Here is a 24,208-nt window from a genome sequence, read left to right on the forward strand (position 1 = left end):
AACCGTCAGCTCCGATAATCGCCATTGATGGCGACATATTCCTTGGTGAGATCGCAGGTCCACACCGTCGCCTTGCCGCGGCCGATGCCGATATCGGCACGGATGCGGATGTCGTCGCGCTTCATGTAGGCCGACGTCGCGGCCTCGGAGTAGCCGGGGTCGCGCTCGCCTTCATGCGCCAGCCTGTTGTCGCCGAACCAGATCGACAGCCGGTCGCGATCGGCGGGTTCGCCGGCCTTGCCGACGGCCATGACGACGCGGCCCCAATTGGCGTCCTCGCCGGCGACCGCCGTCTTGACCAGCGGCGAATTGGCAATGGACAGCGCGATGCGCTTGGCCGAGCGCGCCGATTTGGCGCCGGTGACGGTGACTTCGACCTGCTTGCGGGCGCCCTCGCCGTCGCGCACCACTTGCAGCGCCAGCGATTTCAGCACCTTGCCGAGCGCCCGGCGGAACGCGCCGAGACGGGCATCCCTGGGATCGGTTATCTCGGGCGCGCCGCGCTTGGCGGCCTTGCCGGTGGCGAAGATCAGCAGCGTGTCGCTGGTCGACGTGTCGCTGTCGACGGTGACCGCGTTGAAGGTCTTGGCCGTGCCGCGCGACAACAGATCCTGCAGGACGGGGGCGGCGATCGGCGCATCGGTGGCGATGAAGGAGAGCATCGTCGCCATGTCGGGCGCGATCATGCCGGCGCCCTTGGAAATGCCGTTGATGGTGACATCGGCGTCGCCGAGCTTGACGGTCGCAGTCGCCAGTTTCGGATAGGTATCCGTGGTCATGATCGCCTTTGCCGCTTCGGTCCAGAGCCCAGGCTTGCCATTGCTGACCAGCCCGGCCAGCAGGTGGCTGAATTTGCTGGTGTCGAGCGGCTCGCCGATGACGCCCGTCGAGGCCAGGAAAACCTCCGCTGCCGTGCAGCCGGCCGCCTTCGCCGCCGCCTCGCCGGTCAGCGCGGTCGACTCGCGGCCTTTCCTGCCGGTGAAGGCGTTGGCGTTCCCGGAATTGACGACCAGCACCCGGGCCTTGCCTGCACCGAGATTCTGCCGGCAGAAATCGACCGGCGCCGAAGGGCATTTCGATTTCGTGAACACGCCGGCGACCGCGGTGCCTTCATCGAAGACCATGGTCAAAAGATCGGTGCGGCTCTTGTACTTTATCCCTGCCTCGGCGGTGGCGATGCGCACCCCATCGATTTCCGGCATTTTCGGGTATTTCTTCGGCGCGAGCGGCGAAATCGTCGTGGACATGGAGGCCTCGGGCGGGAAAAATCGCAGGGGAAGGCCGGTTTGCCCGATAGACCGCGCGGGCGCAAGGGCGTTTTCGTCGCTCTTGCCCGGGAGCTCGAACCCGCTCGTGGTTAGGCCTGCATTTCAAATCCGGTGGCGTCACCGGGGCCGATGGCGTTATGATCTGCCCCATGGGCAGGCTTGCGATCCTTGCATGGGCATTTCTGGGACTTTTGCTGCTGAGCGCGGATGCGCAGCCGCAACGGCGCGTGGCGCTTGTCATCGGCAACGGCACTTACGCCGAAGCCGGCACGCTGGCCAACCCGGTCAACGACGCCCTCGACATCGCCGACAAGCTGCGCTCGGTCGGCTTCGAGGTGATCGAGGGCAATGATCTCGGCAAGCGTGAACTCGAACGCAGCATCGGCGCGTTTTCCGATGCGCTCCAGGGCGCCGGCGTCGGGCTTTTCTACTATGCCGGCCACGGCCTGCAGGTCGACGGGCGCAACTACATCGTGCCGGTCGACGCCAGGCTGGACGTGCCCGTCAAGTTGCAGCTCGAAGCAGTGCCGATCGACGAAGTCCTCGACATCATGGAACAGCAGACCAAGGTCAGCCTGGTGTTTCTCGATGCCTGCCGCAACAATCCGTTTGCCCGCAGTCTCAGCCGCACCGCCACCACGCGCTCGGCGAAGGCGCTGGCCGGGCTGGCGCAGTTCAATTCGACGCGCGGCTCGTTCATCGCCTTCTCGACGGCACCTGGCGCTGTCGCCATGGACGGCAGCGGACGCAACTCGCCCTTCGCCGCCGCCCTGCTGCGCCACATCGCCGAGCCCGGCCAGAGCATCAACGACATGATGATCGCGGTGCGCCGCGACGTGGTTTCGCAAACCCGCGAAACCCAGCGCCCCTGGGAGCAGGGATCGCTGCTCGAACGCTTCGAATTCGTCTCGGACGGACAACCCGCAGAGCCACAAAGGCCGGCCGCGGCGCCGGCGCCTTCAACGGAAGTGGCCGCACTTGAACGCTCCGTAGGCGACGACAAGGGATCGATCGAAAACTTCCTGCGCCAGGACTATCTGGCGCCGGACGCCAAGGCGATGAGTGAGACCGTCAAACGGCTCTACGGCCCGTCGGCGACCATCTTCGGAACCCGCTACGACGCCGACGCCATCGTCAAGGTCAAGGCCGACTGGTTCGCGCAGTGGGCCTCCTGGTCGCTAAGCATGGAGGCCGGCAGCTTGGAGGTCACTCCACAGGGCGAAGATCGCGCCGAGGCAGTCTTTGCGATGCGCTACGACTATCTTCCAAAGGACAAGTCGGCGGCACGCCTGACCGGCAAGGCGCGCGTTACGCTTGGGCTGGTCAAGGTCGACGGCGGCTGGCGTATCGAATCCGAGACATCGCAAGCCCTGCAGTAGACATCGTCCGACGACCGGTCCGGCGGTGTCAGTAAGTTTGTGCCGGTCGCATATTGGTAGGAATTTATTCTTGACTCGGTGAGGGCAGCTATGCTACATTTTTGCCCATGGTGCTGATTTGAGCCAGTGACCCCGCCGCCCCGGCGGGTTTTGCTTTTGGGGCTTCGCAACCGACACGCCGGTCGACTCCAGGGAATAAACTTAACCCCTGCCGCTACCATCCGTTCCTAAAGCTTGAAAACGCGCCGTTTCGTTTGAGCGTCGGGTCACCTATATTGCCGGCGAAGTGTTGGCGAGGACGACAGAGATGGCCGAGGACGCCGATGCGGCGCGCAGATCGATCGGTGCGCGGCGCAACCCTGACAGCGCCGAGGCCATTCTCCAAGCCGCCGAGGACGTGCTGGTCGAAGGCGGTTATGCCGGTTTCTCGATCGAGGCGGTGGCGCGGCGGGCTCGCGCCGGCAAACCCACCATCTATCGCTGGTGGCCGAGCAAGGCGGCGTTGCTGCTTGAGGTCTACCAGCGCCAGAAGCGCGTCGAGGTTCCCGATACCGGGCGGCTGGAGGAGGATCTCGTCGGCTTCCTGAAAAACCTGTTCGCTCACTGGCGCGAGACATCGTCGGGAAGCGTGTTCCGGTCGCTGATCGCCGAGGCACAGTCGGACGAGACCGCTGCCGCGGCCCTTGCCGACTACTCGCTGGGCCGACGCTCCCATACCGGCCAGATCATCGAACGCGCCAAGGCAAGGGGCGAAATCCCGGCCGAAATCGATTCAGCCGTTGTCGCAGACCTGATCGCCTCCTTCGCCTGGAGACATCTGTTGACCAACCGGCTCGACGAGAACGAAGCCACCATCGGCAAGGCGGTCAACTACGTGATGCGAGGCATAGCGGCGCCCGCCCCCTAAAACACGGCAATCAAAAAGGGCGCGCGGCAACCCCTGGCTGCCGCGCCCTTTTCGAAGACCTATCGGTCTTACTTGGCGCTTTCCAGCGTATCGACCGTCTTCTTCAGGTTCGCGTCGGGGATCTCGATCTTGGCGCCGGCGCGCAGCGACTTGACCAGCGCGAAATATTTGTCGCGGATGACCGCCTGCTTGGCCTGGTCCTTGACGTCGTCGAAGGCCGGCGGCTGCTTGGTGCGCTTGTCCTCGAGCTTGATGACATGCCAGCCGAACTGCGTTTGCACCGGCTGCTCGGTGTACTTGCCGACCTCGAGCGCGGAGGCCGCCTTGTCGAACTCCGGCACCATCTGGCCAGGTCCGAACCAGCCGAGATCGCCGCCGCTGGTCTTGCCCGAGGGATCGCTGGTGTGCTCGGTGGCGAGCTTCTGGAAGTCGGCGCCGCCGTCGAGTTGCTTGATGATGGCCTCGGCTTCTTCCTTCGTCTTCACGAGGATGTGACGGGCATGCAGCTCGTTGGTGGGCGGCGTGTTGGCGATTTCCTGGTCGTAGCGGGCGCGGACCTCGGCGTCGGTGACCTTGTCGACGACGCCCTTCTCGACCATCTCGCCATGCAGCGCGCGCTGCTGCAGGAAGGCCATGCGGCGCTGGAAGTCGGGATCCTTGTCGAGCCCTGTGGTGACCGCCTGGGCGGCCATGACGCGGATCTCGATGGCCGCCGAGAGCGCTGCGGCACGGCGCTGCTCTGGCGGCAATTGCGCGAACTGCTGTGACAACTCCCCTTCGGCAAGCACCAGATCGGCTTCGGTCAGGGGCTGGCCGTTGACCGTGGCGATAACCTTATTCGGATCGACCGGTGCCGCGGCTGGCGCTGCTGCATCCGCCGGGGCGGGAGCGGTTTGCTGCGCCATCAGCGGCGAGAGCGAAAGGGCCGACAGGCCGACGGCCAAGCCAAGGCTGGCGAGCGACGCACGGCGGAACAACAGGGACATAGGGTGGACTCCGGTGGGGATTGTTAAGAGGGTGCTTCCAGATCGGCCAGATTGTGGCGGAATTTGGCGCAGCCAGCAGGGCCAGCGCGGCGTTGACATCAGTTGAGCCCCCTCTTATCTGTCCAACGACTTTGCGTCCAGAACCGTTTTCCGGGCGCTTTTTGTGTTTGCCAGTGTTCACTAATGTGTTCGCCAGTGTTCACGTGGAATTGATGGGGCCGGCCGGCGCTCATCTCAAGATTGAGAATTCTATCGAAAGGACCATTGGATGGTCAGTCTCGGCGGTCTCGCCCGTAAGGTTTTCGGTTCCTCCAACGACCGTCGGGTCAAATCGACCCGGCCCCGTGTCGAGGCGATCAACGCCATGGAAAACGAGATGCGGGCGCTCTCCGACGAGGAGTTGGTCGGCCGCACCGCGAAATTCCGCCAGGACATCGCCAACGGCGCCACACTCGACGACCTGTTGGTACCGGCCTTCGCCACCGCCCGCGAGGCAGCGCGCCGCGTGCTCGGCATGCGCCCCTTCGATGTCCAGCTAATCGGCGGCATGGTGCTGCACAATGGCGGTATTGCCGAGATGCGCACCGGCGAGGGCAAGACCCTGGTCGCGACGCTGCCGGTCTACCTCAATGCGCTTGCCGGCAAGGGCGTCCACGTCGTCACCGTCAACGATTACCTGGCCACCCGCGACTCCGAATGGATGGGCCGCGTCTACAAGTTCCTCGGCCTCTCGGTCGGCGTCATCGTCCATGGCCTGTCCGACGAGGAGCGAAGCGCCGCCTACGCAGCCGATGTCACCTACGCCACCAACAACGAGCTTGGCTTCGACTATCTGCGCGACAACATGAAATACGAGCGCGCCCAGATGGTGCAGCGCGGTCACAATTACGCGATCGTCGACGAAGTCGATTCCATCCTGGTCGACGAGGCGCGCACGCCGCTGATCATTTCCGGTCCGCTCGAGGACCGTTCGGAAATGTACAACACCATCGACACCTTCATCATCCAGCTGCAGCCGCAGGATTATGAGATCGACGAGAAGCAGAAGACCTCGATCTTCACCGAGGAAGGCACCGAGAAGCTCGAGAACCTTTTGCGCGACGCCGGCCTGCTCAAGGGCGAGTCGCTCTACGACGTCGAGAACGTCGCCATCGTCCACCACGTCAACAACGCGCTGAAGGCGCACCGGCTGTTCCAGAAGGACAAGGACTACATCGTCCGCAACGGCGAGATCGTCATCATCGACGAGTTCACCGGCCGCATGATGCCGGGCCGCCGCTATTCGGAAGGCCTGCACCAGGCGCTCGAAGCCAAGGAGCATGTGGCGATCCAGCCGGAGAACCAGACGCTGGCCTCCGTCACCTTCCAGAACTATTTCCGCCTCTACAAGAAGCTCTCCGGCATGACCGGCACGGCGCTGACCGAGGCCGAGGAATTCGGCAACATCTACGGCCTCGAAGTCACCGAGATCCCGACCAATCTGCCGGTCGTGCGCATCGACGAGGACGACGAGGTCTATCGGACGGTCGAAGAGAAATACAAGGCGATCGTCAGGGAGATCCGCGAAGCCAGCGCCAAGGGCCAGCCGACGCTGGTCGGCACCACGTCCATCGAAAAGTCCGAGCAGCTGGCCGAGCGCCTGCGCAAGGAAGGTTTTACCGATTTCGAAGTGCTGAACGCCCGCCATCACGAGCGCGAGGCGGCGATCGTCGCCCAGGCCGGCAAGCCAGGCGCCATCACCATCGCCACCAACATGGCCGGCCGCGGCACCGACATCAAGCTCGGGGGCAATGCCGAGATGCGCATCGAGGAAGAGCTCGGCGACATGCCGGCCGGACCCGAGCGCGAGGCGCGGGAAAAGGAAATCATTGCCGACATCGAGCGGCTGAAGGAAAAGGCGCTGGCCGCCGGCGGCCTCTACGTGCTGGCCACCGAACGCCACGAATCGCGCCGCATCGACAACCAGCTTAGAGGTCGTTCAGGAAGACAGGGCGACCCCGGCCGCTCGAAATTCTTCCTGTCGCTGCAGGATGACCTGATGCGCATCTTCGGTTCCGAGCGCATGGACGGCATGCTGCAGAAGCTCGGCCTCAAGGAAGACGAGGCGATCATCCATCCGTGGATCAACAAGGCGCTGGAAAAGGCGCAGAAGAAGGTCGAGGCGCGCAACTTCGACATCCGCAAGAACCTTTTGAAATATGACGACGTCTCCAACGACCAACGCAAGGTGGTTTTCGAGCAGCGCATCGAACTGATGGACGGCGAAGGCCTTTCCGAAACGATCGCCGAGATGCGCGAAGGCGTCATCGACGAGATCGTCGCCAAGGCCATTCCCGAAAACGCCTATGCCGAGCAGTGGAACGTTGCCGGGCTGAAGGCCGAGATCGCCGAGTTCCTGAACCTCGACCTGCCGGTCGAGGACTGGGCCAAGGAAGAGGGCATCGCCGAGGACGACATCCGCGAGCGCATCGGGCAGGCCGCCGAAGCCGCCGCCAAGGAGCGCGCCGAGCGTTTTGGCCCCGAGGTGATGAACTATGTCGAGCGCTCGGTTGTGCTGCAGACGCTCGATCATCTGTGGCGCGAGCACATCGTCAATCTCGACCATCTGCGTTCGGTCGTCGGCTTCCGCGGCTACGCCCAGCGCGATCCGCTGCAGGAGTACAAGGGCGAGGCATTCGAGCTGTTCCAGGCCATGCTGGGCAATCTGCGCCAGGCCGTCACCGCGCAGCTGATGCGCGTCGAACTGGTCCGCCAGGCCGCCGAAGCGCCGCCCCCGGAAGCCCCCGACATGTTCGGCACCCACATCGACGGCACCACCGGCGAGAACGACTTCGAAGGCGGCGAAACCGCCCTCCTGGTCCGCCCGGAGACAACCGCCGTCGTCGCTCCCGAGGACCGCGACCCCAACAACCAGGCCACCTGGGGCAAAGTCGGCCGCAACGAAGCCTGCCCCTGCGGTTCGGGGAAGAAGTACAAGCACTGCCACGGGGCGTTCGCGTAAGGGCGCTTCTTCCTTCCCTTCTCCCCGTTCACGGGGAGAAGGTGGCCCGCAGGGCCGGATGAGGGGCGGCGCCGGCGTTTGCGGGCCGCTAAAATCCGGCGAAGGCCGCTTCGCCGGCGACCGCAAACACGCCCTTGTCGGCTCGACCCACCATTTGCCCGCGCGAAGTCGCGCATAGCGCGTCTTGTCGCGCACTGCCCGATCTCCCACCGCCTGCGCCGCCCCTCATCCGCCTGCCGGCACCTTCTCCCCGTATAGGGACGGGGCGAAGGACGCTCCTCACCCAACCGTTTCTTAATGTGTCTCCGCTACACCAGCGCCTGAAAAAGAAGCGGAAAACGGAGAGAAATCGGGGTGCGCTTTTCCGCGGCCACGACAGCCGGGCGGTTCTTGCCGCAGCGTTGGGCGCTGCGCATGGGGCCGTTGCTTGGCCGCATCGATGCCGTGCTGTTCACCGCCGACGAGCGCGGCGAGGCCGGCCGCATGTCGGTCATCGCCTTCTCGGTCCGCATCGTTAGCGCCGTCATCGCCTTCGTCAGCCAGGTGCTGATGGCACGCTGGATGGGCTCGTTCGAGTACGGCATCTTCGTCCTCGTCTGGGTGACGATGGTCATCGTCGGAAACCTCGCCTGCCTGGGCTTCCACACCTCAGTCATCCGCTACATTCCCGAATATCGCGAGCGCGGCTTGATGGACGAACTGCGCGGCATCGTGCTAGCCAGCCGTCTGTTCGTGCTGATCGCCTCCACGCTGATTGCCGGGCTCGGCGCGCTCGGCGTCTGGCTGGCGGCACCCTGGATCGAGAACTATTATGTGATCCCGTTCATCCTCGGCGTCATCTGCCTGCCGATGATTGCCATGTCCGACCTTCTGTCGGGCCTGGCACGCGCCAACAGCTGGGCGTTGTTTGCCCTGTCGCCGACCTATCTGGTGCGGCCCGTGCTGATCCTGCTGTTCATGGCGCTGATGCTGTTCGTGGGCTACGCACCCGATGCCAGGACCGCCATCTTCGCCTCGATCGCCGCCACTTACGTCACTACGCTGGGACAACTGGTCGGTGTCACCCAGCGCATGGAACGGCAGATCCCGGCGGGGCCGATAAAGGTCCATTTCGCGCAATGGTTCGTCGTCTCGCTGCCGATCTTCCTGGTCGAGAGCTTCTTCTTCCTGCTGACCAATGCCGATGTGCTGATGGTCGGCGCCTATATGGATCCCAACGACGTCGCCGTTTATTTCGCCACCGTGAAGACGCTGGCGCTGGTGCATTTCGTCTACTTCGCCGTCAAGGCCGGCGTTGCCCAGCGCTATGCGCAGTTCACCCATGGCGACCCGCAAAGGCTTGCCGCCTTCGCCCGCGAGACGGTGTCGTGGACGTTCTGGCCATCGCTCTTGATGGCACTACTGGTGCTGGCGCTCGGCGAGCCGATGCTGGTGCTGTTCGGCCCTGAATTCACATCAGGCTATCCGTTGCTGTTCCTGCTTGTCTTCGGCGTCGTGGCGCGGGCCGCCGTCGGCCCCTGCGAAAGCCTGCTGACGATGAGCGGCAACCAGAACATCTGTGCTGCCGTCTATGCCATGACGCTGGCCTTCAACATCGCCCTCAATGTGGTGCTCATCCCGATGTTCGGCCTGTGGGGCGCAGCAATGGCCACCGCCTTTGCCATGATCTTCGAAGCCGGCGCGCTCTCCTTCACGGTGTGGCGCAAGCTCGGCATCACCATGCTCATCTTCTTAGCCCCGAAAGGAGCCGCGTGATGGCTGCCATCCCGTTGCTTGAGGAAACCAGCGGCGGCACCGCCGGCGCCATGGTGTCGGGCCTTGCCGGGCTGACCCGCGACGCCGACCCCGCCCATATCGAAATCCTCGCCAACAACCGGCCCGAGCGCAAGCTCGCCATCTATCCGGCATCGGCCGGCTTCGACCTGGTCGAGGAGCTGGATTATCTCTGCGCCCGCACGGTCGAGCCCAACGTGTTCTTCAACCCGCGTTTCCTGGCGCCCGCCATGCCGCGGCTGGAGGACCGCGAGGTGCGGCTGGCGGTCATCCGCGACGGCGACGAATACCGCAACCGGCTGCGCCTTCTGGTGCCGTTCTCGGTGGAACGGCCGGTGGTGCCGCTCGGCGTGCCGGTCATGCGCACATGGTCGAGCCCGTTCGGTCCGCTCGGCACGCCGCTGGTCGACCGCGACGATCCTGTCGGCGTCGTCGAAGACTTCTTCTCGATGCTGTCGCGCCCGCACCTCAAGCTGCCGAAAGTCTTCGTCCTGGCCGATGTCCGGCTCGATGGCCCGGTGGCGAGCCTGCTTGCCACCGTGGCCGAGGCGCGCGGCCTGACGCTGGTCACCACCGGCCAGATCCAGCGCCCGGCGCTGGAGAGCGAGCTCGATGGAGACGATTATCTGAAGGCCTCGCTGCGCGCGCACCATTATCGCGAGTTCCGCCGCCTGAAGCGGCGCCTTGGCGACCTTGGCAAGCTTGAGCATGTCGTGGCGCGCGGCCCCGAAGACATCCGCCATGCCATCGAAGGCTTCCTGTCGCTGGAAGCGGCCGGCTGGAAAGGCCGCGAACGCACCGCCATGGCGATCGACCGCTTCCGCGCCGCCTTCGCCCGCGAAGCCGTGCACCGGCTGGCCGAACAGGACATGTGCCGCATCCATTCGCTGACGCTCGACGGCCGCACCATCGCATGCCTGATCGTCTTCGTCGAAGCCGGCATCGCCTACACCTGGAAGACCGCCTATGACGAGACGCTGGCCAGCTATTCGCCCGGCACGCTGCTGATGATCGAGGTGACCAGGCAGCATCTCGACGATCCCAACATCATGATGACCGATTCCTGCGCGGTGCCCGACCACCCGGTGATGAGCCGGCTCTGGGCGGAGCGCAAGCCGATGGGCACGCTGGTGATCGGCCTGGCGCCGGACGCCGATCGCCTCACCCGCCAGGCCGCCTCGCAACTGCACCTCTACCGCGAGACCCGCAACATGGCCCGCCTGCTGCGCAACCGCATGAAGAGCCTGTTGGGGCGGCGCTGAGAAAAGGCAGGGTGCGGTTCTGGAGAATGGCACATCTTCGCTGCAATATTTGACGGGTGGGTGACCGGGAGTTTACTTCGGTTGCCAGCAGGCAAACGCGAATATTGATCTCTGCTTATAAAAAAACGAGATTTCTCGCAGAAAATTCCAGTGAAAGCCGATAAAACCTACTCGCATTCTTGTTCTTAATTCACGATAATCTAGTGATTCGGTAGCGATGAGAGAGAAATGTCGCTGAATCATGAGGCCAACGGCGCCCGGCACATCAGTGCGGAGGATAGCGCCGTTGTCCGAAGGGCCGACGAAGACTTCGACGAACTGATTCGAAGCATTCGAGCCGCAACGTATCAAGCTTTGCCTCTCTTCGAAGAGGAGCCCGTGACCGGATTGGCCCAGTCAGACACGCTGGCCGCCTCCCTCGGCTCGACTTCGGCCCGGACGGGCTCGAGCCAGGCCCGCGCCATGCGCGGCTCCTCGCCCTTGTCCAACGACAGGCTGGATCCACGTGCCGTTGACGACTTGGCGTGGTCGCTGGTTGACCACGATGTGGGCAGGCTTGATGCGCAAACGCACGATGCCGACGCTCCCGATACCGACAAATGGGAATTGCAGGAAGAGGTGGCGAAGCTGCAACGCTTGCAGGATCGTACCTCGAAAGAGCTTGGGCGAAAATCGCGCGAGCTATCGATCGCGAGCAAGACCATCGCCGACCTGGAGGTCCAACTCGACAGGGCACGGCAGACCATTGCGCAAGCGGACAGGCATGCCGGCCAGCGCGCAACACGGTTCCTCGAAGCGAATGTCGAGGTCGAGCGTCTGGGCCGGAACCTGGCGCGCGTGTCGGGGCAACTTCGCGACGAGATCATCGCCAGGCAAGCCGCCGAGCAGGCGCGTGAGGACGTTGCATCGCGGCTCGCCAGCTTGCAACAGGCCGCCATGCTGCTTCGTTCCAAGGTCGCGGACTACCAGCTCCACAACGAAAGACTGACCGGCAAACTGTCTGCGCAGATGCTGGTGCGGCAGGACCTGCAGGCGCGGCTGTCCACGCTTGAGCATCAGCGCGGCGTTCTCGGCGATTGCGCCGCCGCCGCGCAGGAGCGGGCCGTCGAACTTGAAAAGAGGTTGCGCTCGCTCCAGCGCAGCGCCGCCGATCAAAGCGTGGTCCGCGCAACGCCGAGGGTCGGGCAGCGCGCCGAGGACGTGGCCGAGTATCGGGGCCAAACCTCGGAAGCCGAGATCGCGACGTTGCGCCAGGAGCGCGACGCGGCGCGCCGAGACTATGGCGCGGTGAAGGTCCAACTCGCCGATCTCCGCTTGCGCGGCATGACCGACGAACTCGCGCATGCCCGTTGCCGCGATGAAAACCGCCAGCTTCACCAAAGGCTGGAAACGCTGACACGCCAGGATCCCCCCAGCGGACCGGCAGCCGATGACAATGCCGATCTCGAGCGGACATTCGACGAATTGCTGGCGGCTGGCGAGATCGGCGCGGCCAATGACGGCGGCCCCACCGGCGGGACGCGCAAAGCGTCTTGACCGCCTGCTCAGATGTATCGGTACGCAGGTGGCCACGTCGAGCCGACGGACGTGTTGGTGATCGGCATGACGTCGCCGCCCTTCTGGCACACCGAACTCGAGGCCGTCGAAACGTCGAGTGCATTCCAACGGTTGTCGTGTCTGTGGATGCCCTCAGCAAGCGTCTTGATCCCTGCCAGAGCGAGGATTCCGAGCCATGAAAAATGAAATGGCTGCCGCAGGTCTCCTCGCCATCAGTCCCGGCTCGATCATTGCATCGCCGAGCGCTCCATGCCCTTGGATAGCATCTGGAGCGGCGGCGGCGTAGATACCGTTTGGAAGAATGTTCAACGTCAAAGCTTAGGAATCGCCATGAGTAGGCAAGATCGGGGCCTTACGCGCTTCTCACGCAGGACGCGCAACGGCTTCAAGAATGCGGCGTTAGCACTTCATTTAGCGATCAACGTAGAACGACGAGACAGCATTGCCATTCGTGTAACAGGCGGCATGGGCGACCATATCGTGGCCGTCCGGTTTATTCGCGATCTGCTGAGCCACTTTGGCCGCGCAAAGATCGACGTCTATTCCGTAACGGGCGGAATGGGCTGGCTCTACGAGCCTCTCCCGGATGTAACTTTCATTGAAGCTCCGAAACGCGTATTTACGTGGGTCACGCATCGATATCTTCTTGTCCTGCAGCTCACACACACCGTAGATCTTGTGCACATGAGTTCTGCCGCTGCCGAACGGTGGCCGGCGCTTTCAGCAATGCTGCAAAGCATCGCACCGTATCGGAAGATGTTTTCGCATGCGATCGATGCGCATCCTCATTTGGACTTCCATCCAGCACTTGTAGCCCAATTTCAGAACGTGAGGCGAGACACCTTTCTGAACCATGTCAGCGGTGTGCCCTTTGGCGGCCATCAATATCCGTTACCTGAGGATGCGTCCTTGGTTCAAAGCTTGGGACTGGACCATAAACCCTACATTACCGTCCATAATTCCTTCAGCGAGGAGTCGGGTCGCCCTCGAGCTACGCGAGATTATCCGTTCTTGGATGATGTCGTGAAAGAGGTGAAGGCGCAGTTGCCGGATCTTCCGGTTGTTCAAGTCGGCGTGGTAGGAGGCACCCTCAGTTCGGCCGACTACAACCTTTCTTCCAAGACAACACAGCCGCAAATCACCTCCGTTCTTGCGAACTCGTCCATGCATTTCGACATGGAGGGAGGGCTTGTTCATATCGCAAGCTGTGTAGGGACGCCGTGTTGTGTCGTTTTCGGTCCAACGCCGATCGGCTATTACGCCTACCCGAACAATATCAATATTGCCCCGCGTGTCTGCGGCGGTTGTTGGTCTCTTACATTGGATTGGCAAAAGACCTGCCTTCAAGGCGCTGCGGAACCGCCTTGCATGTTCACACAACCACCCAAGGCGGTGGCGCATGCGGCGTTACCGCATCTGCGAGTTTTGTTGAGCGAAAAGCGCCGATCAGCCTGAAGGGGCACTTGCAGGCGAACAAGGGCCGGCAAGCGTTAGCATGGGAAACAGCAGACCACGATACACCAAAAGGCCAACCGGGAACGCAACGCCGGCGCTGCCGCGCACAAGCGGATCCCAAAACAAACACAGGCTAAATTGTCCCACCCGAAGCTCGAAGAGTGAAGGATGGTGCCCCTAGCCGGAATCGAACCAGCACTCCTTGCGGAACTCGATTTTGAGTCGAGCGCGTCTACCAATTCCGCCATAGGGGCTCAGGCCGGGCGGCCTGGATGGCGCGGGACTATACGGTTGGAGGGCTGTTCGTCAACTGGCCAATTCTCCGGCGCCCTCAAGATGCGACCAAACTGCGCCTTTCGATTTCGTGAGGGGACTGCCATTGTGCAGCGCGGAAAATCTTTCTAGACAGGCGGCGCATCAAAGCGCGGCACGTCTGCGGGGACGGATGGCGTGCTCTGGGTCTTTGTTGCGTGCATGCCGTTAAACCCCAACCTGCCTGCGCAATGGAACGACACGCATTAGGAGTGCCGATGCTTCGCGGACTTTACGACTGGACCTTGTCGCTGGCGGCCCGCAAATCCGCCGAATGGTGGCTGGCCTTCATCGCCTTCGTCGAAAGCTCGGTGTTCCTGGTGCCGGCCGACGTGCTCTATCTGCCGATGGCGCTGTCGCGGCCGGATCGCGCCTACCGCTATGCGCTGATCGCCACCGTCGCCTCGGTGCTGGGCGGCATCGCCGGCTGGTTCATCGGCCACTACGCCTATGACGCGGTGGCGAGGCCGATCCTCGAATTCTACGGCAAGTACGACGAGTTCGAAGCGCTGCGCGCAGGGGCAGGCGTCGGCTTCATCGTCCTGATGCTGATCACGTCGGGCGCTGCCCACCTGCCGCCGATCAAGGTGGTGACGATCCTGTCCGGCGTCATCGGCGTCAATTTGCTGTTGTTCGTGGTGCTGGCGATCGTGGCCCGCGGTGGCCGTTTCCTGCTGCTCGCCTGGCTGCTGCGCCATTATGGCGAACCGATCCGCGAATTCATCGAAAAGCGCCTCGGCCTCATCGCCGGCGCCGGCGCGGCTGCCCTGATTTTGCTCTATATCCTGGTCAAATACGCGTTCTGAACAGAACCATTGCGAGCCGGACGGACCGATTGAAATGACAGCGACCATGAATGCCGACACCGGACGCCAGCGCACGCTGACCGCCTTGTTCCTCGCCGTCGCCATGGCCGCCACCGTCGGCTCGGCGCTCGGCGTCCAGTATCTCGGCGGCTACATCCCCTGCCACCTCTGCCTCGAACAGCGCACGCCCTACTATATCGGCGTGCCGCTCATGGTGCTGGCGGTGATTGCGTCGATGCTGCACGCACCCAGCTGGCTGACGCGCGGCCTGCTGGCCGTCGGCGGCATCCTGATGCTCTACGGCCTCTATCTCGGCGTCTACCACTCCGGCGTCGAATGGCAGTGGTGGGCCGGCCCGACCGATTGTACCGCAGGCGCCGGGCCGGTCGACACCGGCGGCAAGGGCGTGCTCGACGCGCTCGACAAATTCGTGCCGCCGTCCTGCGACAAAGCCGCCTTGCGCATCCTTGGCCTGTCCCTGGCCGGCTGGAACGCCATCGCCAGCCTGATCCTCGCCGCCGTCGCCTTCCGCGGCGCCCTCACCCGCGACTGATTGAGCAGCGCGATGGCGCCGACGCGAGATCGTTCAAAGAATTCGCAGGCTGAGTCGTATGGAGTGATTGTCGAGAACCGAAGCGGAGCGGACATTTGGTCCGTGAGCATCGGAAGCGCAGACAATTGCTCCAGACGGCCAGCCTCCCGAATTCTCGAACGATCTCAGGGTTCGAGTTCGACATCCCAGTACAGATAATCCATCCAGCTCTCATGCAGATGGTTGGGCGGGAACAGGCGGCCATTGTTGTGCAGATCGTGCACCGTCGGCTGGAAAGGCTTCTGCAGCGGCCACATCTTGGCATGCGCGGGCATCATGCCGCCCTTCCTCAAATTGCAGGGCGAGCAGGCGGCAACGACATTCTCCCATGTCGTCGCGCCGCCGCGATGGCGGGGGATGACGTGATCGAAGGTCAGATCCTCCGGCGTGCCGCAATACTGGCACTGGAAGCGATCGCGCAGGAAGACATTGAAGCGGGTGAAGGCCGGGTGCCTGGACGGCTTCACATAGGCCTTCAGGCTGACCACGCTCGGCAGCTTCATCGAGAAGGTCGGCGAGGAGACGGCGTGCTCGTATTCGGCGACGATGTTCACCCGGTCGAGGAACACCGCCTTGATGGCATCCTGCCACGACCAGAGCGACAAGGGGTAATAGCTGAGCGGACGGTAATCCGCATTCAGCACCAGTGCTGGAAGCCCATCCGGAGATACGGCAACCGTCACGTGTTCACCTCCTTGGTTCTAGACCCGAACGGCGCGGATACTGTAAGCCCGACATGACAGGGATGTGAAGCGGATTGTCGCGTCGCCTAAGCGCCAAAAATGCATGATTTTTATGATTTTTTGCGGATTGAGGCCGGCGGCGCGGCGTCCCGCCCTCTGGTTTCGCGATAATAGGACCAGAAAAGCCGTGATGCGACACCTCGCCACGGGCTCCATGATTCGGCCAATGCGATCAGGGTTTTCTCCGGCGGACGCGGCTCGATGCCGAGCGCGTGGCCGACCGCGCTCTGCAGCGCGACGTCGCGCGCGGGGAAGATGTCGGGATGCCCGGCGGCGAATAAGAGATACACTTCCGCCGTCCACGGACCGATGCCGGACACCGCCGTCATCGTCGTGATCGCCTCCTCGGCATCGAGCGAACAGAGGTGATGAAGGTCGAGGCCGTCGACCACGGCCTGGGCAACAGCGATCAGGCCGCGCTGTTTGGGCCGCGACAGGCCGGCTTCGCGAAAGATGTCCTCGCCGGCGGCCAGGATCGCCTGCGGCGTCAGCGGATCGACAAGCTTGGTCAGCCGGCCGAAGATGGCATCGGCACTGGCGCGGGACACTTGCTGCGAGACGACGATCGACGCCAGGCTTCGAAACCCCGGCTCGGACAGCCGCAGCGGCACCTCGCCGGCCATGCCGCGCACCTTTTCCAGGCGCGGGTCGATCACGCAAAGCGCATCGAGCCCCCGGGCAATGTCGTCTGATGTCACGATACGGCGCATGCTTTCTTGTTCCTCGACCGTCGACAGGGTAGCAATTGGCGAAGCGCCGCAAAACATGATTGCCGCCTGAGAGATGACACTCCTGACATTCCGCTTCGCGCCCAGCCCCAACGGCGACCTGCATCTCGGCCACGCCTATTCGGCGCTGCTCAACCAGAAGCTGGCGGCACGGGCGGACGGACGCCTGCTGCTGCGCATCGAGGATATCGACACGACGCGCTGCACGCCGCAATTCGAGGCCGGCGTGCTTGCCGACCTGAAATGGCTGGGGCTTGGCTGGGAAGAGCCGGTGCGCCGCCAGTCCGAGCATTTCGCCGAATACCAGGCGATGCTCGAGCGGCTGGTCCGGGAGGAACTCGTCTACCCCGCCTTCATGAGCCGTGGCGAGATCCGCGCCTTCATCACCGACAGCGAAAAGCGTGGGCGCGACTGGCCGCGCGATCCCGATGGCGTGCCGCTCTACCCCGCCGCGGACAAGGCGCTGCCGCTGAAGGAACGTCAGCGGCGGATAGTCGAGAATGCGCCCTTCGCCTGGCGTCTGGATGTCGAGGCCGCCATGGCGCGTGTCGGCAAGGACCTGTCCTGGACGGAGTATTCCGACGAGACGCGCTCCGCGACGCGCTCCGTGGAAGCCCGCCCGCAGGAGTGGGGCGACGTGATCTTGGCGCGCCGTGACATCCCGACCAGTTACCACCTCGCCGTCGTCATGGACGATGCGCTGCAAGGCGTCAGCCACGTCGTGCGCGGCCAGGACCTGTTTTCCGCCACCGGCGTGCAGCGCCTGCTGCAGCAACTCCTGGGGCTGCCGCAACCGGCCTATTTCCATCATCGCCTCATCCTCGGACCCGACGGACGAAAGCTGTCGAAGAGCCTCGGCGATACCGGCCTCGCCGCGCTGCGTCACGCCGGCGCATCACCGGGCGACATCAGGGGGATGGTCGGGCTTTGAGCGCGGCGCGGCCAAGGTAACGCATGTCGAACTTGACGCCCGTTGAATTCCGGTGATGCATGGATCAATGGTTTCGTTTTGCACGCCGGGTTGAAGCGCAGTAAAGCAGCGCCACGGTCAACTCCCTCCAGTGCGGCGTCTGCGGAACATGCACAGCATCAAGCGGTTCATTCCCGCCACCTTCGTCGTCCTGTGGGCCACCGGCTTCATCGGTGCGCGCTACGCCATGCCGTGGGCGGAACCGTTCACCTTCCTCGCCGCGCGTTTCGTCCTCGCTGCCATCCTGCTGGCTGTCCTGATGCTTGTGCTGGGTTCGAAAAGAGCCACCCGCGAGGAGGCGCTGCATGCCACCGGCGCCGGCATCCTGATGCATGGCGTCTATCTCGGCGCCGTCTTCTGGGCCATCCACAGGGGCATGCCGGCCGGCTTTTCAGCCCTCATCGTCGGCCTGCAGCCACTGATCACGGCGGTGCTTGCCGGTAAGTTTCTCGGCGAGGCGATCCTGCCGCGCCACTGGCTTGGCCTTGGCATCGGCCTCATCGGTATCGTCATCGTGCTGTGGCCGAAGCTCGGCGCGCTGGGCGGCGGCGTGACCGCGGCGACATTGACCGCCTCGCTGGTCTCGGTGCTCGGCATGAGCGCCGGCACCATCTGGCAGAAGCGCTTCGCCTCCGGCGGCGACCTCGTCGCGGCGACCATGTGGCAATATGTCGGCGGTGGTTCGCTGATGCTCCTCGCCTCGCTCGCTTTCGAAACCCACACCGTCGTTATCAATGGCGAGCTGATCTTCGCCATGGCCTGGCTGGTGCTGGTGCTGTCGCTCGGCGCCATCTTCCTGCTGATGGTCATGATCCGCGACGGCGAGATGTCGAAGGTGGCGTCGCTGTTCTATCTGGTGCCGGCGGTGACGGCGGTCATCGCCTGGGCACTCTTCGACGAACAGCTCAACGCGCTGCAGATTGCCGGCATGGCCATCACCACATTCGGCGTTGGCCTGGCAACAGCACGGCAGACGAAGGGAAGAACTGTGGAATTGAGGAATTGAGGAATTGAGGAATTGAGGAATTGAGGAATTGAGGAATTGAGGAAGAAGCACAGACAGCGCCGGATATGGCCCGCTTTTTCTCCAATTCTTCAGTTCTTCAATTCCTCAATTCTACCTGTCATCCCACCCGCGCACGTGCCTCCAGATAGCGGCTGATCGCGGCATTGAGCTCGCCGCCAAGGATAAAGATCGCCGATACCATGTAGAGGAAGACCACGGCGATCATGATCGAGGCCAGGCCGGCATAGGTCGTCACGTAGGACGAAAAGTGGTCGAGATAGGTGGCGAAGATGGTCGAGCCGATAAGCCATGCCGCCAGCGTGAAGACGATGCCCGGCACCAGCGAGACGAAGCGGCGCTTGCCCGCCGGCAGCCAGAAATGCACGGCAAACAATCCGCCGACAATGACCGCCGAAGCGATTACGTAACGCCACAGCGTGATGGTGCCCATATAGGGCTTTATCCAGTCGATATGGGCTTCGGCGATCCGCGCCAGCAGCGGCGCGAACACCAGGAGCACGCTGATCGCCAGGAAACCGGCCGTGGCGATGAGAACGAAGATGATGCTCTGCACCCGGCGGTAGATGATGCCGCGCGTTTCCGAAACGCGATAGGCGCGGTTGAGCGACGTGCGCAGCGCCTCGATGCCGTTCGACGCAAAATAGGCAGCAAGCACCACACCATAGGTCAAAAGGTCGGTGCGCCGGACGGTCAGCACATTGAGCACTTCGCGCGCGATCGGCTTGGCGATCTGTTCGGGCCAGGTGTCGAAGACCAGATGGACGGCGGTGTCGGAGAACGCCTGCGCGCCGAGGAAGCTCGCCAGCGTCGTCGCGAAGATCAGGAACGGGAACAGCGCCATCAGCGATGTGATCGCCAGATGGCTGGCCATCGCCCAGCCGTCATCGGTATTGAAATGACCAAGCGCGTCGTAGAGGACCCGCTTGAGGGCTACGATCTTCCGCAACAAGAACCGCACCCTCCAATTGTCTCCACGCCGGGAATATGGGAAGGGATTGCGGCAAATGGCAACCCTTGGCGAAACCACGAACAGTCCGGCGCAGAAGTTGCGCTCGATTATCATCACCGGTGCGTCTTCGGGAATAGGCGCGTACTGCGCCCGCGCGTTGAAGGCAGAAGGCTGGCGGGTGTTCGCAACGGCGCGCAAGCCGCAGGACATCGCCGCGCTCGAAGCCGATGGCATCGAGGCCTTCTATCTCGATTATTGCGAGCCGGACTCCATCGCCTCGCTGGTGGCGGCGGTGCTCGACCGCACCGGCGGCCGGCTCGACGCCCTTTTCAACAACGGCGCCTATGCGCAGCCGGGCGCAGTCGAGGATCTGCCCGTTGCGGCGCTCAAGCAGCAGTTCGAGGCGAATTTCTTCGGATGGCATGATTTGACCCGCCGGCTGGTGCCGGTGATGCGCCGCCAGGGTCAGGGCCGCATCGTCCATTGCTCGTCGATCCTTGGCCTCGTCCCGGTGCGCTTTCGCGGCGCCTATTCCGCGTCGAAGCATGCACTGGAGGCCTTGATGCTCTGCCAGCGCCAGGAACTGGCCGGCAGCGGCGTCCACGTTTCGCTGATCGAGCCGGGGCCGGTGAAGTCGAAGATCGCCAGCAATGGCCTCATTTGGTTTCTCAGCAACATCGACCACGAGAATTCCGTGCACCGCGCGGACTATGCGGCGCAACTCGAGCGGCTGCGGGCCGGCGGCAGCCAATCGGCCTTGAAGCCAGGGCCGGAAGTCGTTCATGCGGCGCTTCGCCATGCACTTCTGTCGCGGCGCCCGCGCCCGCACTATGTGGTAACAGTGCCGGCCAGGATCGGTGCGGTGCTCAAACGCGTCCTGCCGGCATCGATGCTTTACCGCCTGATGGCCAAACGCGCCTGAACGCCAAAACAACTGGAACGAAACAATGGCAACCGTCTTCAACATTCTCGCCATTCTGGTCATGGTCGCCGTTGCGGTCGTGCTTGTTCGTGGCCTCATCAATATGATGCGCGGCGGCTCCGGCGTCACATCGAACAAGCTGATGCAGGCGCGCGTCATGCTGCAGGCCGTGGCGCTGGTGCTGATCCTGCTTGCGGTGTATTTCACCCGCAAGTGAGGGATGTCGGCGGGGAGGCGAAATGGTCAAGCTCAACAAGATCTACACCCGCACCGGCGATGATGGCACCACGGGTCTCGGCACCGGCGAGAGGCGGCTGAAATCCGACCTGCGGGTAGACGCCTACGGCACGGTCGACGAAGCCAATGCCTGCATCGGCATCGCCCGGGTCCACACGGCCGCGACCCATCCCGCGATCGACGCCATGCTTTCCCGCATCCAGAACGATCTGTTCGACCTCGGCGCCGATCTCGCCGTGCCCGACGACGGCAAGCCGCTCGGCTATGAGCCGCTTCGCATCGTCGCCGTGCAGACTGACCGGGTCGAAAAGGACATCGACCTTCTCAACAAGGAGCTTCAGCCGCTCAAATCCTTCGTGCTCAATGGCGGCACGCCGGCAGCGGCGGCACTTCACCTTGCCCGCACCGTGGCGCGGCGGGCCGAAAGGCTGATCGTGGCCCTTGCCCAGTATCCGGACGAGCACGTCAACCGCGACGGTCTGAAATACATCAACCGAGTCTCGGATTTCCTGTTTGTCGCCGCCCGGGCGGTCAATGACAACGGAAACGCCGACGTGCTATGGGTTCCCGGCAAGAACCGCTGATTGTCGAAAGCGGAAGAGGGCCTGGGGCAATGTTCATCCCGCTTTACGACACCAACAGGCTGCGGCACATCAGGCTGCAATATGTGACGATCGGGCTGATCGTGGTCAATGCCCTGGTCTACCTCGCCACCGCGCTCGGCGGCGAGAGTTTCTCCAATGCCGCCGTGCTTGGTCTCGGCTTCATCCCGTCGGTCGTCCATGACACCGCCGAGCTCGATCCCCGTTTCATCGTCATCCCCGAAAGCCTGAGCTACCTCACCTATTCCTTCCTGCATGCAGACATCTTCCATCTCGGCGGCAACATGCTGTTCCTGTGGGTGTTCGGCGACAATGTCGAGGATGCGCTCGGCCACATCCGCTACCTCATCTTCTACCTGTTGTGCGCGATCGCCGGCGCCGCTTTCCAGGGCCTCGTCGCCTGGGATTCGCAGGCGCCGCTGATCGGTGCCTCCGGCGCCATCGCCGGCGTGGTCGTCGCCTATCTGATCCTTTATCCCAGGGTGAAGGTCTGGGTGCTGGCCTTCGCCCGCATCCCGCTGCGGATTCCGGCCTTCATCCCGCTCATCTTGTGGGTGCTGTTCCAGGTGGTGATGTTTGCCGCCGGCGGCGAGGACCAGATTTCGTGGGCCTGCCATATCGGCGGCATCATTGCCGGAGCCGTTCTTGTGCTCGTCCTGCGCAGCCGCGGCGTGCCGCTGTTTGCCGGCGCCGACGAGGACGTCGCGCCCACCGCTCCCGACCAACCGCCGGTTGCCACGGAACCGCTGATCCCCGACCCGCCCGCCGCGACGCCGCGCTGGGGGCGAGGAAACGCTTCCAGTTCGGACTGAACCGATTTGAGCCGCTTGCAGCGTATTGACGTGCAGGGTTGCCGCAACTACGGAAACGTCACCGCCGCAACCTAAGGCGGGCAAAGACCAGAATTTCCATCCGAAATGTCGGCTTTCGACAACTCAGAACGGGCGCAGGCTGTTATAGCGCGCCCAACTAGCGTGAAGAGGTGACAGGCAAATGAAGATCCTTGTGCCCGTGAAGCGGGTTGTGGATGCGAACGTCAAGGTTCGCGTGAAGGCTGATGGTTCGGCGGTGGAGCTCGCCAACGTCAAGATGGCGATGAACCCGTTTGACGAAATCGCGGTGGAAGAAGCAATCCGGCTGAAGGAAGCCGGCAAGGCTGAAGAAATCATCGTCGTCTCGATCGGCCCGCAGCAGGCGCAGGAAACACTGCGCACCGCGCTCGCCATGGGCGCCGACCGCGCCATCCTGGTTAAGACCGACGAACAGACCGAGCCGCTCGGCGTCGCCAAGGTACTGAAAGGCGTCGTCGACGCCGAGCAGCCCGGCCTCGTCATTCTCGGCAAGCAGGCGATCGACGACGACTCCAACCAGACCGGCCAGATGCTGGCGGCACTGCTTGGCTGGGCGCAGGGCACCTTCGCTTCCAAGATCGTGCTCGACGGCGACAAGGCCAAGGTGACGCGCGAGGTCGACGGCGGCCTGCAGACCGTGGAACTGAAGATGCCGGTGATCGTCACCGCCGACCTTCGCCTCAACCAGCCGCGCTATGCCTCGTTGCCCAACATCATGAAGGCCAAGAAGAAGCAGCTCGACGAGAAGACCCCGGCCGACTACGGCGCCGACGTCAAGCCGCGGCTGAAGGTCATCAAGACCGAGGAGCCGAGTGGCCGCAAGGCAGGCGTCAAGGTCAAGTCGGTGGCCGAACTGGTCGACAAGCTCAAGAACGAAGCCGGCGTGTTGTAAGCGATCGGGAAAGGAACAGAAAAATGGCTATTCTCCTCATCGCAGAACACGACAACGCAACGCTTTCCGACCAGACCGCCAAGGCGCTGTCGGCGGCGCTGCAGATCGGCTCGGACGTGCATGTGCTGGTTGCCGGCAAGGGCGCCAAGCCGGCAGCCGACGCTGCCGCCAAGCTCAAGGGCGTGAGCAAGGTGCTGCTGGCCGAGGCAGACGAACTTGCCGAGCGCCTGGCCGAACCGACGGCAGCGCTCATTGTGTCGCTGGCGGGCACCTACGACACCATCATCGCGCCGGCGACCTCGTCGGGCAAGAATGTCGCGCCGCGCGTCGCAGCGCTGCTCGATGTCGCGCAGGTGTCCGAGATCATCGAAGTCGTATCGCCCGACACCTTCAAGCGGCCGATCTATGCCGGCAACGCCATCCAGACGGTGCAGTCGAGCGACGCCAAGAAGGTGATCACGGTGCGCACAGCCTCGTTCCAGGCAGCCCCCGAGGGCGGCTCGGCGGCGGTCGAGACCGTCAAGGCCGCGGCCAATCCCGGCCTGTCCACCTTCGTCGAGAACAAGCTTTCCGAGACCGACCGTCCGGAGCTGACCTCGGCCAAGATCATCATCTCGGGGGGTCGTGCGCTGGGTTCGGCGGAGAAGTTCCAGGAGGTCATCCTGCCGGTCGCCGACAAGCTCGGTGCCGCCGTCGGCGCCTCCCGCGCCGCGGTCGATGCCGGCTATGCGCCGAACGACTGGCAGGTCGGCCAGACCGGCAAGGTCGTCGCCCCTGATCTCTACATTGCGGTGGGCATCTCCGGCGCCATCCAGCATCTCGCCGGCATGAAGGATTCGAAGGTCATCGTCGCCATCAACAAGGACGAGGAGGCGCCGATTTTCCAGGTTGCCGACTACGGCCTCGTCGGCGATCTCTTCGTCATTCTGCCGGAGCTGCAAAAGGCGCTTTGACGCTTTCTGCCAAAGCGTATTAAATGGTGAGGGTGG

The 24,208-nt window shown here is 63.5% G+C and carries 22 protein-coding genes and 1 tRNA gene; 17 read left to right on the plus strand and 6 right to left on the minus strand.

The features are described from left to right. Window positions 1-5: 5 nt before the first annotated feature. Window positions 6-1,247: a bifunctional glutamate N-acetyltransferase/amino-acid acetyltransferase ArgJ gene (gene argJ, locus EOB49_RS01915; protein WP_127379984.1), complete on the minus strand. Its 1,242-nt coding sequence runs from the start codon at window positions 1,245-1,247 to the stop codon at window positions 6-8. Window positions 1,248-1,417: 170 nt separating this feature from the next. Here argJ and EOB49_RS01920 point away from each other — a divergent pair, with 170 nt between their 5' ends. Together EOB49_RS01920 and EOB49_RS01925 are read left to right on the plus strand one after the other, a co-directional pair. Next, on the plus strand, window positions 1,418-2,647 hold the full coding sequence (locus EOB49_RS01920; protein WP_127379985.1) for a caspase domain-containing protein: 1,230 nt from the start codon (window positions 1,418-1,420) through the stop codon (window positions 2,645-2,647). A gap of 307 nt (window positions 2,648-2,954) precedes the next feature. Further along, window positions 2,955-3,554, plus strand: coding sequence for a TetR/AcrR family transcriptional regulator (locus tag EOB49_RS01925; RefSeq protein WP_127379986.1), 600 nt, complete (start codon window positions 2,955-2,957; stop codon window positions 3,552-3,554). A 68-nt stretch (window positions 3,555-3,622) separates the two neighbouring features. Here EOB49_RS01925 and EOB49_RS01930 read toward each other — a convergent pair whose 3' ends face one another. Next, window positions 3,623-4,540 (minus strand): peptidylprolyl isomerase, encoded by a 918-nt coding sequence (locus tag EOB49_RS01930; RefSeq protein ID WP_127379987.1) that lies wholly within the window; start codon window positions 4,538-4,540, stop codon window positions 3,623-3,625. Between the two features lie 268 nt (window positions 4,541-4,808). Between EOB49_RS01930 and secA the strand changes: the two genes are divergently transcribed. From secA to EOB49_RS01955, 5 genes are all read left to right on the plus strand, one after another. Continuing rightward, window positions 4,809-7,541, plus strand: coding sequence for a preprotein translocase subunit SecA (secA, locus tag EOB49_RS01935; RefSeq protein WP_127269308.1), 2,733 nt, complete (start codon window positions 4,809-4,811; stop codon window positions 7,539-7,541). Between the two features lie 354 nt (window positions 7,542-7,895). Beyond that, window positions 7,896-9,296 carry a lipopolysaccharide biosynthesis protein gene (locus EOB49_RS01940; RefSeq protein WP_127379988.1) on the plus strand — a complete coding sequence of 467 codons (1,401 nt, stop codon included), beginning with the start codon at window positions 7,896-7,898 and terminating at the stop codon, window positions 9,294-9,296. Next, window positions 9,296-10,576, plus strand: coding sequence for a GNAT family N-acetyltransferase (locus tag EOB49_RS01945; protein ID WP_127272362.1), 1,281 nt, complete (start codon window positions 9,296-9,298; stop codon window positions 10,574-10,576). Before EOB49_RS01940 ends, EOB49_RS01945 begins: the two co-directional genes overlap by 1 nt. A 228-nt stretch (window positions 10,577-10,804) precedes the next feature. Continuing rightward, the gene (locus tag EOB49_RS01950; RefSeq protein ID WP_127379989.1) at window positions 10,805-12,112 is read left to right on the plus strand and encodes a hypothetical protein; all 1,308 of its coding nucleotides are present in this window, start codon (window positions 10,805-10,807) and stop codon (window positions 12,110-12,112) included. Between the two features lie 270 nt (window positions 12,113-12,382). After that, a complete protein-coding gene (locus tag EOB49_RS01955) occupies window positions 12,383-13,588 on the plus strand; it encodes a hypothetical protein (RefSeq protein WP_127379990.1) in 1,206 nt (401 codons plus the stop codon). Window positions 13,589-13,757: 169 nt separating this feature from the next. Here the strand turns inward: EOB49_RS01955 and EOB49_RS01960 are convergent. Continuing rightward, window positions 13,758-13,842: transfer RNA gene (locus EOB49_RS01960), tRNA-Leu, on the minus strand. Window positions 13,843-14,118: 276 nt separating this feature from the next. Between EOB49_RS01960 and EOB49_RS01965 the strand changes: the two genes are divergently transcribed. Further along, a complete protein-coding gene (locus EOB49_RS01965; RefSeq protein ID WP_023811139.1) occupies window positions 14,119-14,706 on the plus strand; it encodes a YqaA family protein in 588 nt (195 codons plus the stop codon). Between the two features lie 34 nt (window positions 14,707-14,740). After that, window positions 14,741-15,259, plus strand: coding sequence for a disulfide bond formation protein B (locus EOB49_RS01970; protein ID WP_127379991.1), 519 nt, complete (start codon window positions 14,741-14,743; stop codon window positions 15,257-15,259). Window positions 15,260-15,423: 164 nt separating this feature from the next. Here the strand turns inward: EOB49_RS01970 and EOB49_RS01975 are convergent, their stop codons facing one another. Together EOB49_RS01975 and EOB49_RS01980 are read right to left on the minus strand one after the other, a co-directional pair. Then, window positions 15,424-15,981 carry an HNH endonuclease gene (locus tag EOB49_RS01975; protein WP_006328497.1) on the minus strand — a complete coding sequence of 186 codons (558 nt, stop codon included), beginning with the start codon at window positions 15,979-15,981 and terminating at the stop codon, window positions 15,424-15,426. Window positions 15,982-16,091: 110 nt separating this feature from the next. Then, the gene (locus tag EOB49_RS01980; protein WP_127379992.1) at window positions 16,092-16,751 is read right to left on the minus strand and encodes a DNA-3-methyladenine glycosylase; all 660 of its coding nucleotides are present in this window, start codon (window positions 16,749-16,751) and stop codon (window positions 16,092-16,094) included. Between the two features lie 73 nt (window positions 16,752-16,824). Between EOB49_RS01980 and gluQRS the strand changes: the two genes are divergently transcribed. Continuing rightward, the gene (gene gluQRS / locus EOB49_RS01985; RefSeq protein ID WP_127379993.1) at window positions 16,825-17,700 is read left to right on the plus strand and encodes a tRNA glutamyl-Q(34) synthetase GluQRS; all 876 of its coding nucleotides are present in this window, start codon (window positions 16,825-16,827) and stop codon (window positions 17,698-17,700) included. A gap of 148 nt (window positions 17,701-17,848) precedes the next feature. Then, on the plus strand, window positions 17,849-18,745 hold the full coding sequence (locus tag EOB49_RS01990; RefSeq protein ID WP_127379994.1) for a DMT family transporter: 897 nt from the start codon (window positions 17,849-17,851) through the stop codon (window positions 18,743-18,745). 118 nt (window positions 18,746-18,863) lie between these two features. Here EOB49_RS01990 and EOB49_RS01995 read toward each other — a convergent pair whose 3' ends face one another. Next, window positions 18,864-19,715: a YihY/virulence factor BrkB family protein gene (locus tag EOB49_RS01995; RefSeq protein ID WP_127270626.1), complete on the minus strand. Its 852-nt coding sequence runs from the start codon at window positions 19,713-19,715 to the stop codon at window positions 18,864-18,866. Window positions 19,716-19,770: 55 nt separating this feature from the next. On the opposite strand from EOB49_RS01995, the gene EOB49_RS02000 reads away from it, so the two are divergent. The 6 genes from EOB49_RS02000 to EOB49_RS02025 all read left to right on the plus strand — a co-directional run bounded on the left by EOB49_RS02000 (window position 19,771) and on the right by EOB49_RS02025 (window position 24,172). Further along, window positions 19,771-20,637: an SDR family oxidoreductase gene (locus EOB49_RS02000; protein ID WP_127379995.1), complete on the plus strand. Its 867-nt coding sequence runs from the start codon at window positions 19,771-19,773 to the stop codon at window positions 20,635-20,637. Window positions 20,638-20,662: 25 nt separating this feature from the next. Further along, window positions 20,663-20,854, plus strand: coding sequence for a twin transmembrane helix small protein (locus EOB49_RS02005; RefSeq protein ID WP_013529428.1), 192 nt, complete (start codon window positions 20,663-20,665; stop codon window positions 20,852-20,854). Window positions 20,855-20,876: 22 nt separating this feature from the next. Beyond that, complete coding sequence (locus EOB49_RS02010) at window positions 20,877-21,458, plus strand: cob(I)yrinic acid a,c-diamide adenosyltransferase (protein ID WP_127323053.1); 582 nt, start codon at window positions 20,877-20,879, stop codon at window positions 21,456-21,458. Between the two features lie 29 nt (window positions 21,459-21,487). After that, complete coding sequence (locus EOB49_RS02015) at window positions 21,488-22,288, plus strand: rhomboid family intramembrane serine protease (RefSeq protein WP_127379996.1); 801 nt, start codon at window positions 21,488-21,490, stop codon at window positions 22,286-22,288. Between the two features lie 181 nt (window positions 22,289-22,469). Next, window positions 22,470-23,219, plus strand: coding sequence for an electron transfer flavoprotein subunit beta/FixA family protein (locus EOB49_RS02020; RefSeq protein ID WP_027038146.1), 750 nt, complete (start codon window positions 22,470-22,472; stop codon window positions 23,217-23,219). 23 nt (window positions 23,220-23,242) lie between these two features. After that, on the plus strand, window positions 23,243-24,172 hold the full coding sequence (locus tag EOB49_RS02025; RefSeq protein WP_127379997.1) for an electron transfer flavoprotein subunit alpha/FixB family protein: 930 nt from the start codon (window positions 23,243-23,245) through the stop codon (window positions 24,170-24,172). Window positions 24,173-24,208: the final 36 nt, after the last annotated feature.

The organism is Mesorhizobium sp. M7A.F.Ca.MR.148.00.0.0 (assembly GCF_003997735.1).
Taxonomy (GTDB): Bacteria; Pseudomonadota; Alphaproteobacteria; order Rhizobiales; family Rhizobiaceae; genus Mesorhizobium.